Raw genomic sequence first — 14261 nt, forward strand, 5'->3', positions numbered from 1 at the left:
ACGCATGCCGTATTAAACAGGTAAACAACAATGTTTTGGCCTGGATCAATTTTCGCGCTGTTGCTGACGTGTTATCTGTTGTGGTTATTGATTAAACTACGACGCCTGTCGCGTCTGAAGCAACGTATACGTCGGGTCCCAACCCGCTCACCTTTTTCCTCTTCTGCATCGCGGCCTTCTCTAAGACGACGTCACCGGAAGGAGTGAGCATGTCATCGCAGCAGATTGAGTGGGATCAGAGCTTAATCGAAAAATACAATTACGCCGGTCCGCGCTATACCTCCTATCCCACTGCGCTGGAGTTCAGCGAAACCTACACAGAGAATGATTTCCAGCACGCTGTAGCGCGTTACCCCGATCGTGCTTTATCTCTTTATGTTCATATCCCGTTTTGTCATCGTCTTTGTTATTTCTGCGGCTGCAATAAAGTTGTGACGCGGCAGTTGCATAAAGCCGATCGCTATCTGGATGTGCTGGAGCAGGAGATACGTCAACGCGCACTTTTGTTTCGCCAGCGCCGCGTAACGCAGTTGCACTGGGGTGGCGGCACGCCTACTTTTCTTAATAAAGCGCAAATTACCCGTTTGGTTACGCTACTGAAGCAGCATTTCGACGTGTCAGATGATGCGGAAATGTCGATAGAAGTTGATCCGCGAGAAATCACGCTGGATGTTATCGATCATTTGCGCTCACTTGGCTTTAACCGGCTGAGCATGGGCGTGCAGGATTTTAATAAAGCGGTGCAGCAGCGCGTTAACCGCGAACAGGATGAAGACGTTATTTTCGCGCTGATGGCGAGAGCGCGTCAGCAAGGTTTTCGCTCAACCAGCATCGATCTGATCTACGGCTTGCCGCTTCAGACACCTGACAGCTTCGCCTATACCTTAAAGCGCGTGATTAAGCTTAATCCCGATCGTCTGAGCGTTTTCAATTATGCGCATTTGCCAGCCCTGTTCGCCGCACAGCGCAAAATTAAAGAGGATGAGCTGCCTTCCGCCCGGCAAAAGCTGCAAATCCTTCAGGAAACCATTGCTACGCTGACGCAGCATGGCTATCAGTTCATCGGCATGGATCATTTCGCCAGGCCTCAGGATGAGCTGGCAGTAGCACAGCGTGAGGGCTTGCTGCATCGTAATTTTCAGGGCTACACCACCCAGGGCGATAGTGATCTGTTGGGGCTGGGCGTCTCGGCAATTAGCATGATTGGCGACAGCTATGCGCAGAGCCAGAAAGATCTTAAGACGTGGTACAGCAGCGTGACAAGCAGCGGCAACGGTTTATGGCGTGGTTTGACGCTCAGTGAAGATGACTGCCTGCGCCGCGAGGTCATAAAAATGCTGATTTGCCATTTTGCGCTGGATTTTAATGCGATAGAAAGCCAATGGAATATTTGCTTCAGCGACTATTTCGCAGAGGATTTAGCGTTACTCAAACCGTTAATTGCCGATGGGCTGGTGGTACACAGCGCAACAGGGCTGCAGGTGACGGGCGTAGGGCGCTTACTGATTCGTAATATTTGTATGTGCTTCGATCGTTATTTGCGGCAGAAAGCGCGCCAGCAACAGTTTTCGCGCGTTATCTGACATACCGGGCTGGCTCGTGTTACGACGCCAGCCCGGTATTATCAATGCTATTCCATGCCAAGCTCTTTCAGTTTACGGGTCAGGGTATTACGCCCCCAACCCAGCAAACGCGCCGCTTCCTGCTTGTGGCCTTGCGTATGACGCAGCGCAGTCGTAAGCAGTGTGCGCTCCATCTCTGGCTGCGCTTCTGACAGCAGGTTCTGATGACCGGAACGCAACGCGCGATCGGCCCATTGCGCCAGCAGCGTTGCCCAGCTGTCAGGCAAAGATTGCACAGGGTTTTCCGGCGTACTGGATTCAAACAGTTCGGCGGGTAGATCCTGAATCAGCACTTCCTGACCGGCCGCCATCACCGTTAACCAGCGGCAGGTATTCTCTAACTGACGCACATTCCCGGACCAGTGCAAACGCGTCAGCGCCGTTTCGGTTTCAGGATGCAAAATTTTCGCTTCAACACCCAGTTCACGTGCAGCAATCTGTAAGAAATAACGCGCCAGACGAGGAATATCCTCACGACGTTCCCGCAATGGCGGCAGATGTACGCGGATCACATTCAGGCGATGGAACAGATCCTCACGGAATTTGCCCTCCTGTACGCGCAGCTCCAGATTTTGGTGTGTAGCCGCGATAATGCGTACGTCTACTTTCACTGGGGCATAGCCGCCAACCCGATAAAACTGACCGTCAGCCAAAACGCGCAGTAAGCGGGTCTGTACATCCAGCGGCATATCACCAATTTCATCTAAAAACAGCGTGCCGCCGTCGGCCTGCTCAAAACGCCCCTGACGAATTTGATTAGCGCCGGTAAATGCCCCTTTTTCATGACCAAACAGCTCAGACTCGATCAAATCTTTGGGAATGGCCGCCATGTTCAGGGCGATAAACGGTGACTTCGCTCGTGGGCTATGGCGATGCAGCGCGTGCGCAACCAACTCTTTACCGGTTCCTGACTCGCCGTTAATCAATACACTAATTGATGAGCGCGACAGGCGACCAATGATGCGGAACACATCCTGCATTGCGGGTGCTTCACCGATAATATCGGTTGTCGGCCCGCTAACCGGTTGATTACGTGGCTGTTGTTGCTCCTGATAGTGACTAATCGCGCGCTCAACCAGCGCAACCGCTTCATCAATATCAAAGGGTTTTGGCAGGTAATCGAACGCACCTTGCTGGTAAGCACTTACCGCTGCGTCTAAATCAGAATGCGCAGTCATAATGATGACCGGCAGCATTGGATGACGCTGTTTAATCTGTTTCAGCAGCGCCAGACCGTCCATGCCAGGCATGCGAATATCTGACAGTAAAACATCTGGGGTTTTGGTCGATAGCGCATCCAGCACCTCGTTAGCACTGTCAAAGGTTGCACAGCTCAAACCGGCTCCAGTGAGCGCGCGTTCAAGCACCCAGCGGATGGAGCTATCGTCATCGACGATCCAGACTATCCCTCGTTGCATAGAAACCTCACTGGCGAATAGGCAAGTAAACCGAGAATTCGGTATGACCCGGCCAACTGTTAAATTCTATTTTTCCTGAATGCTGATCGATCAGGCTACGGGCAATGGAAAGACCTAAACCCGTGCCACCTTCACGTCCGCTCACCATGGGGTAAAACAGCGTGTCCTGCAGTTGAGCAGGAATACCCGGGCCGTTATCTTCAATATCGATGCGTGCCACCAAACGATAACGCGTGCCGTGCAGCGTTAGTTGAAACGCCGTGCGGGTGCGAATAACGATTGTGCCGCCTTCTTCACCTAACGCCTGTAAAGCGTTACGCACAATGTTCAGTAAAACTTGTTCAATTTGATCGGGGTCGTGCGGCAGTTCAGGCAGGCTGGGATCGTAATCGCGCACCAGCGAGACATTATCTGGCAGCTCCATCGACACCAGATTTACCACGCGTTCAGCTACCTGATGAATGCTCTGAGTAATGTGCATACCGGGTTGCTGCGGCCCTAGCAGGCGATCCACTAAATTACGTAACCGGTCCGCTTGCTCAATAATGACTTTGGTGTATTCATTGAGCGACGGATCGGGCAGCGCGCGTGATAACAGTTGTGCAGCACCGCGCAGGCCTCCAAGCGGGTTTTTAATTTCATGCGCTAAACCGCGCACTAAATCCCGGGCGGCCACTTGCTGGGCATGCTGCAATTGTTCCTGACTGAGACGACGTTGATTATCCATTGGCGCCATTTCCATCAGGATAAAACCATCAGGCAAACGTTGTGCCGTCAGTGACATGATATGCGCGCGGCCATCCACAACCAGCGTCACTTCACTGTCGGTAAATCCCTGGCCAGCCTCAAGACTCTCACGCATCACCTCAACATTCAGCGAAAAGTAGCCGGTTAATTCAGGTAACGGCGTGCCGAACAATTTACGTGAGCTTTGCGCCAGTAATTGCTGCGCCGCCGGGTTGGCGTAATGAATAACCAGTTCGTTATCCACCAACAAAATACTGTTGATTAAGGAATTGAGAATCTGCCCCGCATCGGGCAGAGAGCCAGTTGCCATACAGCGTTCCTCTGCACAAATTTAGTGCATTGTGATCTTTAAGCCGACTTTCAGGCGAATGAACGATGAATTCGCGGAGAAAAAAGCCCATCCGAAGATGGGCTGAAAGTTTCCACGGCAACAAAAAACCTAAAACTTATTAAACGCTGTAGTACAGCTCAAACTCTACCGGGTGCGGCGTCATGCGAACACGGTCGTTTTCAGACTTACGCAGTTCGATGTAGGCATCGATGGTGTCGTCAGTGAATACGCCACCACGGGTCAGGAACTCGCGGTCTTCGTTCAGAGCGTTCAGTGCTTCTTCCAGGGAGCCAGCAACTTTTGGAATCTCAGCTTCTTCTTCCGGCGGCAGGTCATACAGGTTTTTGTCCATTGCATCGCCAGGGTGGATCTTGTTGATGATACCGTCAAGACCTGCCATCAGCAGAGCAGTAAACGCCAGGTATGGGTTAGCCGCTGGATCCGGGAAGCGAGCTTCAATACGACGTGCTTTCGGGCTGGCAACAACCGGGATACGGATTGAAGCAGAGCGGTTACGCGCAGAATAAGCCAGCATAACCGGCGCTTCGTAACCTGGAACCAGACGCTTATAAGAGTTGGTGGTCGGGTTCGCCAGGGCGTTGATTGCTTTCGCGTGCTTGATGATACCGCCAATGTAGAACAGCGCCATTTCAGACAGGCCGCCGTACTTGTCGCCAGAGAACAGGTTTACGCCGCCTTTAGACAGAGACATGTGGCAGTGCATACCTGAACCGTTGTCGCCAAACATTGGTTTAGGCATGAAGGTTGCGGTTTTACCGTAAGCGTGAGCAACATTGTGCACAACATACTTATAGATCTGAATTTCGTCCGCTTTTTTGGTCATGGTGTTGAAGCGGGTCGCCACTTCGTTCTGACCTGCTGTTGCGACTTCGTGGTGATGTGCTTCTACCACCAGGCCCATTTGCTCCATGGTCAGACACATTGCAGAACGGATGTCCTGAGATGAATCGACTGGTGGAACCGGGAAGTAACCGCCTTTCAGACCTGGACGGTGACCTTTGTTGCCGCCTTCGTATTCTTTGCCGGTGTTCCATGCTGCTTCGATGTCATCAATAGCAACGTGTGAGCCGGAAGTAGAAGAGCCGAAACGGATATCATCGAACAGGAAGAATTCTGGCTCAGGTCCGAACAGCACGGTATCCGCGATGCCAGAAGAACGCAGGAAATCTTCAGCGCGCTTGGCGATTGAACGCGGGTCACGATCGTAGCCCTGCATGGTGCCTGGCTCGAGAATGTCACAGCGGATGATCAGCGTAGAATCTTCGAAGAAGGGATCCATGACCGCAGTTGTTGCGTCAGGCATCAGCACCATGTCTGATTCGTTAATGCCTTTCCAGCCACCGATGGAGGAGCCATCGAACATTTTGCCTTCTTCGAAGAAGTCAGCGTTAACCTGGTGAGCAGGGATAGTAACGTGCTGTTCTTTACCTTTAGTGTCGGTAAAACGCAGGTCAACAAACTTAACTTCGTGCTCGTTCATCATCGAGAGAACGTGTTCAGCGGACATACTCAACTCTCCCGGAAATGGTCATTGTCTACATGGTGAGAGAACTTCGTTGCCTGGAATGCGTCTCTTGTTACAACCATCCCGAACCAACTGAATCTCGGCAAGCTCTTCAACCGTTTCTAACTGTCGTTTTCGCTTAAGTAGTACAAAGCGAATTCTGTGCCAACTTTATTTTTGAACGTTAAATCGCGCTACCATGCGCCCTGTTATCGTTCTGCAGCTGCACCAGGATGGTCATGATGCACTAAAATGGTGCTTTGAAGGTGAATTATGGCACTAAATTGGTGCACAGGACCAACTTAGTGCATTTTCTGCACCGGGAACAGTGCGAATTTCCGGCAATGCAATAAACTTTCAGTGAAAAGTGTGATCGTGTTCAGTCTTCCGCTTAATCCGTGTACAATAGCGCGCTATTTCTAATGCCTGAGGCAAAGCTGTGATCGAAAATTTGCGTAACATCGCCATCATCGCGCACGTTGACCATGGAAAGACCACCCTGGTTGACAAACTGCTGCAACAATCCGGTACTTTTGACGCCCGTACCGAAGCTACCGAGCGCGTGATGGACTCCAATGATTTGGAGAAAGAGCGTGGGATTACCATCCTCGCAAAAAACACCGCCATTAAATGGAACGACTACCGTATCAACATCGTTGATACCCCAGGACACGCCGACTTCGGTGGTGAAGTAGAGCGCGTCATGTCCATGGTGGATTCGGTGCTGCTGGTTGTAGATGCGATGGATGGCCCTATGCCGCAAACCCGCTTCGTGACCAAAAAAGCGTTCGCGCATGGTCTGAAGCCGATTGTGGTTATCAACAAGATTGACCGTCCTGGCGCACGTCCGGATTGGGTTGTTGATCAGGTGTTTGACCTGTTCGTCAACCTCGACGCCACTGACGAGCAGCTCGATTTCCCGATCATCTATGCTTCTGCGCTGCAGGGCATTGCGGGTCTGGACCACGCCGATATGGGCAGCGACATGACTGCACTGTATCAGGCGATCGTTGACCACGTTTCTCCACCACAGGTTGAAGTTGAAGCCCCGCTGCAGATGCAAATTTCTCAGCTCGACTACAACAACTATCTGGGCGTTATCGGTATCGGCCGCATCAAGCGCGGTAAAGTGAAGCCGAACCAGCAGGTCACCATCGTTGATAGCGAAGGTAAAACGCGTAACGGTAAAGTCGGTAAAGTGCTGGGCCACCTGGGTCTGGAGCGTATTGATACCGATCTGGCTGAAGCAGGCGACATCATCGCTATCACCGGCCTGGGCGAACTGAACATCTCTGACACAATCTGTGATCCGCAGAATGTTCAGGCGCTGCCAGCATTGAGCGTTGATGAGCCAACCGTAACCATGTTCTTCAACGTTAATACCTCGCCGTTCTGCGGTAAAGAAGGTAAATATGTGACCTCTCGTCAGATCCCTTGAGCGTCTGAACAAAGAGCTGGTTCATAACGTTGCGCTGCGTGTTGAAGAAACCGAAGATGCTGACGCTTTCCGCGTATCGGGTCGTGGTGAACTGCACCTGTCCGTACTGATTGAAAATATGCGTCGTGAAGGTTTCGAACTGGCGGTATCACGTCCGAAAGTTATCTTCCGTGAGATAGATGGCCGTAAACAAGAGCCGTTCGAAAACGTGACGCTGGATATCGAAGAAACGCACCAGGGTTCAGTCATGCAAGCCATGGGTGAGCGTAAAGGCGATCTGAAAAACATGGATCCAGATGGCAAAGGCCGCGTACGTCTCGACTACGTGATCCCAAGCCGTGGCCTGATCGGCTTCCGTAACGAGTTCATGACCATGACTTCCGGTACGGGTCTGCTGTACTCCACCTTCAGCCACTACGACGACATCCGTCCAGGCGAAGTGGGCCAGCGTCAGAATGGCGTACTGATCTCCAACGGTCAGGGTAAAGCCGTTGCGTTTGCTCTGTTCAGCCTGCAGGATCGCGGTAAGCTCTTCCTGGGTCACGGTGCTGAAGTATATGAAGGCCAGATTATCGGTATTCACAGCCGTTCTAACGACCTGACAGTAAACTGTCTGACCGGTAAGAAACTGACCAACATGCGTGCTTCCGGTACTGACGAAGCCACGACTCTGGTTCCGCCAATCAAGATGACGCTTGAGCAGGCAATTGAGTTCATCGATGATGACGAACTGGTTGAAGTTACGCCACAGTCGGTACGTATCCGTAAGCGTCACCTGACTGAAAACGACCGTAAGCGTGCTTCACGCGGTAGCAAAGATATTTAATCTGCTACGGTCATTTGATAAAAGCCCCGTTTAACGGGGCTTTTTTTTGCCTGCCATTATCTGATTTTCACCGTTCTTATGCCTCCCTCACTCACGGTGACCTGGCCCGCGCACTGCCGGGCGAGGACTTTGTTGCTCAATCTTCCACTTCTTATCTTTCTCGACGGCCTTGCCTGTTCAGCCTCAGCTTTTGCCGCTAGAGTGAATAATCCAGGGAACAGAAGGAGGCACCATGCTGTACATATTCGATTTAGGCAACGTAATTATTGATATCGATTTTAACCGCGTATTAGGCGTCTGGAGTGACCTTAGCCGTGTGCCGCTGGCATCACTGCAAAGTCACTTCCACATGGATGAAGAGTTTGAACAACATGAACGCGGTGAGATTAGCGATGAAGCGTTTGCGGTCGCACTGTGTGAGAAGCTTGAAATCGCCTTAAGCTATGAGCAATTTACTGCGGGCTGGCAGGCGGTTTTTGTCGGCGTGCGGGCTGATATGCTGGCGTTGATGAACTCGCTACGGGCTGAAGGCCATCGCGTCGTGATTTTGTCTAACACTAATAAGCTGCATTGTGCTTTTTGGCCGACGCAATATCCCGACGTGCAACAGGCGGCAGATAAGCTTTACCTGTCGCAGGAGTTGGGCAAGCGCAAACCAGAGGCGCGCATCTATCAACACGTGCTGGAGAGTGAAGGCGTCAGTGCCGATCAGGCGGTGTTTTTTGATGATAACGAGCAGAATATCGAAGCGGCACGCGCGCTGGGCATTGAAAGCGTGTTGGTCACTGACCGTAAAACCGTACCGGGCTGGTTTGCGAGTCATCCATAAACCATGATGTCTCGACAATTCCGTCCAGGGCTTCATGCGTTTTGGCTGTGGCTCAAACTGCTTTGGAAACGCATCGACGAAGATAATATGACGACGCAGGCGGGTAATTTAGCCTACGTCTCGTTGTTGGCGCTGGTGCCATTGATTGCGGTAGTGTTTGCGTTATTTGCAGCCTTTCCTGTGTTTTCTGACATCAGCGTTCAGCTCAAAAACTTTATCTTTACTAATTTTATGCCTGCAGCAGGTAATACGCTGCAGCGTTATCTTGAGCAGTTCGTTGCTAACGTAAACCGTATGACGGCAGTCGGCGCAGTAGGGCTGATCGTCACTGCGCTGTTGTTGATGCATTCAGTAGACACAGCATTCAATACCATTTGGCGCAGCCATAAAAAGCGACCGCTGGTTTATTCGTTTGCTGTCTACTGGATGATCCTGACGCTCGGGCCGCTGTTGGCTGGTGCCAGCCTGGCGATCAGTTCCTATTTACTGTCGCTACGCTGGATCAATGTCACTGGCGTGACCAGTCTTATCGATCAGCTGCTGCGTGTTTTTCCTTTGCTGCTGTCATGCATTGCATTTTGGTTGTTATACAGCATTGTGCCGACCCGGCGCGTGCCGCCGCGAGATGCATTAGTTGGTGCATTAGTTGCGGGTCTGCTTTTTGAGCTGGGTAAAAAGGATTTGCGCTGTATGTTACGATGTTTCCTTCGTACCAGTTGATTTACGGTGTGTTAGCCGTGATCCCAATCCTGTTTCTGTGGGTTTACTGGACCTGGTGCATTGTATTGTTAGGTGCTGAAATTACCGCCACCCTTGACGACTATCGGCAGCTAAAACAAGCACATCAGAGAAAAAAACAAGAGGAAACATGATTGCTTTGATCCAACGTGTGAAACATGCCAGCGTCACCGTCGATCAGATTGTTACTGGAGAAATTGGCACCGGTTTACTGATCTTATTAGGCGTTGAGAAAGGTGACGACGAAAAGCGCGCGGAGCGTCTCGCAGAACGCGTATTAGGTTATCGCATTTTCAGTGATGAGCAGGGCAAAATGAACCTGAACGTCAAACAAGCAGGCGGCAGCGTGCTGGTGGTTTCGCAGTTTACGCTGGCGGCAGATACGCAAAAAGGCATGCGCCCGTCATTTTCCGGGGGGCTGAACCGGCTGAAGCTGAACGGCTGTATGAGTATTTTAGTGACAGCTGTCGCAAGCAGGATATCACTACGGCAAACGGACGTTTCGCTGCTGATATGCAGGTCGCGCTGGTGAATGATGGCCCTGTAACATTCTGGTTGCAGGTGTGAGGTCGTTAGCCGAGCGGCAAGGGAACAGCCACGCAAGCTCCGAACGAGAGAATCATTATATGTATCATCTTCGCGTGCCCCAAACGGCGGAAGAACTGGATATGTATTATCAGTTTCGCTGGGAAATGCTCAGAAAACCGCTGCGCCAGCCACAAGGATCGGAACGTGATGCCTGGGATGCTTTAGCGCACCATCAAATGGTCGTGGATGAACATGGCAAGCCAGTCGCTATCGGCAGGCTATATATTAATGCAGATAATGAAGCGGCTATTCGTTTCCTGGCGGTTCATCCTTCTGTGCAGGGCAAAGGCCTGGGCACACTGGTGGCGATGACGCTGGAATCCGTTGCGCGGCAAGAGGGTGTCAAACGCGTGACCTGTAGCGCACGTGAAGATGCCGTGGCGTTTTTTGCCAAGCTGGGGTACGTCAATCAGGGTGAAATTACTGCCCCCAGACGACGCCGGTGCGCCATTTTTTGATGATCAAACCGGTTGTGACGCTGGATGATATTTTGCATCGTGCTGACTGGTGCGGGCAGTTACAACAGGCGTGGTACGAACACATTCCGCTCAGCGAGAAAATGGGTGTGCGTATCCTGCAATACACCGGGCAGAAATTTATTACCACCATGCCAGAGACTGGCAACCAGAATCCACACCACACCCTGTTTGCCGGCAGCCTGTTTTCGCTGGCAACGTTAACGGGCTGGGGATTGATCTGGCTACTGTTACGTGAACGGCATTTAGGCGGCACCATTATTCTCGCGGATGCGCATATTCGTTACAGCCAGCCGATCAGCGGACGCCCTGGTGCTATTGCTGATTTGGGTTCGCTGAGTGGCGATCTTGATCGCCTGGCTCGTGGTCGTAAAGCGCGTGTGCAACTGGAAGTTGAGCTGTTTGGCGATGAAAAACGCGGTGCGGTATTTGAAGGTGTCTATATCGTTCTGCCAGTCGATCCTGATGGGCCACTGGAAGAGGGCGGATCGGGCGCTCGTATCAATTAAAGCAAAAGGGCCAGCAATGGCCCTTTGTTCTATCTTACCTGGCCTGCCTGCATGGTTTGCTGTAATTGCTGGCTGTCGGTTGTCACCGATAAATTCCCTGTTACCGTAGGTCGCAGCGGTGAACCTGCTTTTATTGCCGCGTTCAACTGCAAGTGCAGATTACTGTCGCCGCTCAGTGGCAAAACAGGCCAGCCCCAGTTTTGCAACACATTAACCGGTACAGCACGTCCCGTAAGATCGAGTGTGAGCGGGCGGTCCGGCTGCTGACCAATACTGGCCGTTCCTTCCAGCAAACCTTTGCCATTAAAGGCACTCATTTCTGTCACCTGAATATGCTGATCGCTGGCGCTGATTGTTAGCGAAGGATGGCGTAAATCGGTACGGTTGAACGTTGCTTCAGCGGCATTCAGAGTCATCTTGCCCGACCATATTCCCCACTGATGCTGGCGTGCCAGTAAAAGATTTTCACCGCTGCCATCGAGCGAAGTCATCTGAAAAGGGAAGGCTGGATTAATATCAATAATCAGGTTGCGGTTAGAGGTGAAACGCGTCACCGATACGCTATCCAGCCAGGCGGGTAATGCGCTCTGCCAGCGATCGCGCCAGTTCTCAGGCAGGGTATATTCCAACCCGGCAACGGCCAGATTATTCAACATCAGATGTTTATCGCTGCGTGTCCAGTTGCCATCAGCACGAATAACGCCATTGGCCCAGCGTGAACTGAATTGCGTCAGCGTCACGCCCTGGGGAGAAAAATCCATATTGATGATCGGATCGTTTAGCTCAAAACGACCGTTAATGAAGTTACCTGCATTCATTGCCAGTGAGCCATCCTGGCTTTGCCAGTCGTCGCCCTGCCAGTGAAGATTTTTTAGCGTCAGATCGAGATCGGTAACAGCCCAGTCCGGACCTTGCAAACGCGCATCGGTCATATCCAGACGAGTGATAGCAATCGAAGGCACATTTTGTATCGGGCGCAAAAAGTCGCTCAGGCTATGAGTTGTTTGCAGGCGAATATCATTAAGGCGTAGCTGATTAATTTTCCAGTTACCCTGAGCATCGCGCTCACCGTTGCCGGTCATTGAACCTCGTGCTAAATCCGCACCGATATTGCTAAATAACATCCGGTCTTGCGTCACGCTGCCCTGAATCAAAACATTGTCGCCAGGTACGCCGTTCAGCGTCATGCTGCCGGCACTCATCTGGAACTGAGCATCGTGTCCAAGCATATCGCTGGAGGTTGGCTTCCACGGCACGATGCCGCCATTAACCTGTTGAGCAAATAGCGGCAGCATACTTTTCGGATTATCAATGCGCATATTGTTTAGCTGCAAGCGATTAGCCTGAATGGGTAGCGCGCTGTTGGGGGCCAGGTTCGCCAGATTCACTTCACCGTCACGTAACTCAATGCTGCTGAAATGTAGAGGGTGACTAAATTGCACCAGCGCCAGGCCCAGATCGACCTTTTTTGCCACTAATATCGCGGGCTGACCATCATGCCCAAAGCTAAAATCATCCAGTATGAGATGAGAGGGGAGGAAAAGTTGTGCTCAATCTTGCGCAGAGAAAGATGCCAGTCCGTTTTATCGCTCACCCAACGGCTAAACCAGCCCGCACCCCACTGCGTTTGCAGCAGGACATACACAATCACCAGGCCGAAAAGCAGCAATAACACTAAGGTAAGGAAAAACTTTCCAATAAATTTCATCGCATCCATCCCGATTTAAATCCGGTCAGAGGTTGTTATGCCTGAATTACCGTTACAGCTCAACAGCCTGGATGTAAATCCGAATAAATAGCAGGCAGGCCGTAGCCTGCCCCGGGATTACTTTTCTTGAGGAAAGATCAGGTTCAATACAATTGCCGTGATACCACCGGCTGCGATGCCTGAAGAAAGCAGGGTTTTCAGCCAGTCAGGTGCAAATTGTAGGATCAGCGGCTGTTGTGAAACGCCAAGACCGACCGCAAGCGACAGCGCAATAATCATAATGGCGCGACGGTTAAGTGGCTCACGCGACACAATACGCACGCCAGAAGCAGCAATAGTACCAAACATCACAATCGTTGCACCGCCAAGTACCGGTTCTGGAATATGCTGCACAAAACCGCTCACCGCCGGAAACAGACCCAGCACGATTAACATCAGCGCGACGACAAAACCAACGTAGCGGCTGGCTACGCCAGTTAACTGAATAACACCATTATTCTGACCAAAGCAGGAGTTAGGGAAAGTATTAAACAGCGCCGACACAAAAGAGTTGAGGCCATTTGCCAGCACGCCGCCTTTCAGACGCTTCATATAAAGCGGCCCGCTCACCGGTTGCTCAGAAACGTCAGAGGTAGCGGTGATGTCACCAATAGTTTCCAGCGACGTCACCATAAACACCAGCATCAGCGGAATCAGCAGATTCCAGTCAAAGCCAAGGCCGTAATAGAGCGGAGAAGGCACGGCAACCAGCGGCTGATCGCCTGGTGCAGCGGTTTGGGGCAACATATCAAGCGCCCAGGCAAGCAAATAACCTGCCGCCATCGCAATAACCAGCGAAGCCACCCGCAGGTAAGGATTTTTTTGCCTGTTAAGCAAAATGATCACTAACAACACGGCACCAGCAAGTAACAGGTTTTTCGGCGCGCCAAAGCTGTGATCGTTCATCGCGGCAAAGCCGCCACCAATCGAGGTTAAGCCAACCTGAATCAGCGATAGCCCAATAATCATCACAACGATGCCGGAGACCAGCGGCGTAATAATACGACGCGCCAGATGCAACACGCGCGACAGCACCATTTCCGTACAGGAAGCGATCATTAACGTACCGAACAGCGCAGCCATCATGGTAGGCACATCGGCTCCGCCATTTTTCAACGCCATGCCACCCATGATGAGTGGCGTCACGAAATTAAAACTGGTGCCCTGGATCGACAATAAACCGGAGCCAACGGGTCCCCAGGTTTTTATCTGTAAAATGGATGCCACACCTGAAGCAAACAGCGACATGCTAATGATGTGCTGCGTATCTTGCGCTGGCAGGCCGAGCGCCTGACAAATCAGCAAGGCGGGCGTAATTACCGCAACAAACATCGCCAGCAAATGCTGGCAAGCAGCAAACAGCGTTTGCGGCAGCGGTGGGCGATCTTCGAGACGATAAATTAATTCACTATGATGAGCGGAAAGTTGGCTTTGCTGCGGATTGGTGGACATCTTTTGCTGTTCCCA

6 protein-coding genes and 5 pseudogenes are annotated in these 14261 nt (G+C 51.6%); 6 read left to right on the forward strand and 5 right to left on the reverse strand.

Features of this window, described 5'->3' with window-relative positions; translation table 11 throughout:
• Nucleotides 1–209 precede the first annotated feature (209 nt).
• The gene (hemN, locus tag O3W44_RS12735; protein WP_269293347.1) at nucleotides 210–1583 is read left to right on the forward strand and encodes an oxygen-independent coproporphyrinogen III oxidase; all 1374 of its coding nucleotides are present in this window, start codon (nucleotides 210–212) and stop codon (nucleotides 1581–1583) included.
• A 47-nt stretch (nucleotides 1584–1630) separates the two neighbouring features.
• Here the strand turns inward: hemN and glnG are convergent, their stop codons facing one another.
• The 3 genes from glnG to glnA form a co-directional block, all read right to left on the reverse strand.
• Nucleotides 1631–3040, reverse strand: coding sequence for a nitrogen regulation protein NR(I) (gene glnG / locus O3W44_RS12740; RefSeq protein WP_269293348.1), 1410 nt, complete (start codon nucleotides 3038–3040; stop codon nucleotides 1631–1633).
• Between the two features lie 7 nt (nucleotides 3041–3047).
• The gene (gene glnL, locus O3W44_RS12745) at nucleotides 3048–4097 is read right to left on the reverse strand and encodes a nitrogen regulation protein NR(II) (RefSeq protein WP_269293349.1); all 1050 of its coding nucleotides are present in this window, start codon (nucleotides 4095–4097) and stop codon (nucleotides 3048–3050) included.
• Nucleotides 4098–4236: 139 nt separating this feature from the next.
• The gene (gene glnA, locus O3W44_RS12750; protein WP_269293350.1) at nucleotides 4237–5646 is read right to left on the reverse strand and encodes a glutamate--ammonia ligase; all 1410 of its coding nucleotides are present in this window, start codon (nucleotides 5644–5646) and stop codon (nucleotides 4237–4239) included.
• Between the two features lie 436 nt (nucleotides 5647–6082).
• Between glnA and typA the strand changes: the two are divergent.
• The 5 genes and pseudogenes from typA (at nucleotide 6083) to fabY (ending at nucleotide 11047) form a co-directional block, all read left to right on the forward strand.
• A pseudogene (gene typA, locus O3W44_RS12755) lies at nucleotides 6083–7907 on the forward strand (ribosome-dependent GTPase TypA).
• A gap of 232 nt (nucleotides 7908–8139) precedes the next feature.
• Nucleotides 8140–8736 carry a glucose-1-phosphatase gene (gene yihX / locus O3W44_RS12760; protein WP_269293351.1) on the forward strand — a complete coding sequence of 199 codons (597 nt, stop codon included), beginning with the start codon at nucleotides 8140–8142 and terminating at the stop codon, nucleotides 8734–8736.
• Between the two features lie 3 nt (nucleotides 8737–8739).
• Nucleotides 8740–9608, forward strand: a pseudogene (locus O3W44_RS12765) (virulence factor BrkB family protein).
• Nucleotides 9605–9975 (forward strand): annotated as a pseudogene (gene dtd / locus O3W44_RS12770) (D-aminoacyl-tRNA deacylase); the annotation flags it as partial. The pseudogenes O3W44_RS12765 and dtd, both read left to right, overlap by 4 nt.
• A 125-nt stretch (nucleotides 9976–10100) precedes the next feature.
• A pseudogene (gene fabY, locus O3W44_RS12775) lies at nucleotides 10101–11047 on the forward strand (fatty acid biosynthesis protein FabY).
• A gap of 29 nt (nucleotides 11048–11076) precedes the next feature.
• Here fabY and O3W44_RS12780 read toward each other — a convergent pair.
• Together O3W44_RS12780 and O3W44_RS12785 are read right to left on the reverse strand one after the other, a co-directional pair.
• Nucleotides 11077–12755, reverse strand: a pseudogene (locus O3W44_RS12780) (AsmA family protein).
• Between the two features lie 117 nt (nucleotides 12756–12872).
• Nucleotides 12873–14246 (reverse strand): nucleobase:cation symporter-2 family protein, encoded by a 1374-nt coding sequence (locus O3W44_RS12785; RefSeq protein WP_269293352.1) that lies wholly within the window; start codon nucleotides 14244–14246, stop codon nucleotides 12873–12875.
• Nucleotides 14247–14261 lie beyond the last annotated feature (15 nt).

Origin of the sequence: Pantoea sp. LMR881, from assembly GCF_027157825.1 — a bacterium.
Taxonomy (GTDB): domain Bacteria; phylum Pseudomonadota; class Gammaproteobacteria; order Enterobacterales; family Enterobacteriaceae; genus Pantoea; species Pantoea haifensis.

Bases quoted from the DNA above. Each gene is read 5' to 3' on its own strand.
- hemN (WP_269293347.1), top strand. From the start codon at position 210: ATGTCATCGCAGCAGATTGAGTGGGATCAGAGCTTAATCGAAAAATAC.
- glnG (WP_269293348.1), bottom strand. From the start codon at position 3,040: ATGCAACGAGGGATAGTCTGGATCGTCGATGACGATAGCTCCATCCGC.
- glnL (WP_269293349.1), bottom strand. From the start codon at position 4,097: ATGGCAACTGGCTCTCTGCCCGATGCGGGGCAGATTCTCAATTCCTTA.
- glnA (WP_269293350.1), bottom strand. From the start codon at position 5,646: ATGTCCGCTGAACACGTTCTCTCGATGATGAACGAGCACGAAGTTAAG.
- yihX (WP_269293351.1), top strand. From the start codon at position 8,140: ATGCTGTACATATTCGATTTAGGCAACGTAATTATTGATATCGATTTT.
- O3W44_RS12785 (WP_269293352.1), bottom strand. From the start codon at position 14,246: ATGTCCACCAATCCGCAGCAAAGCCAACTTTCCGCTCATCATAGTGAA.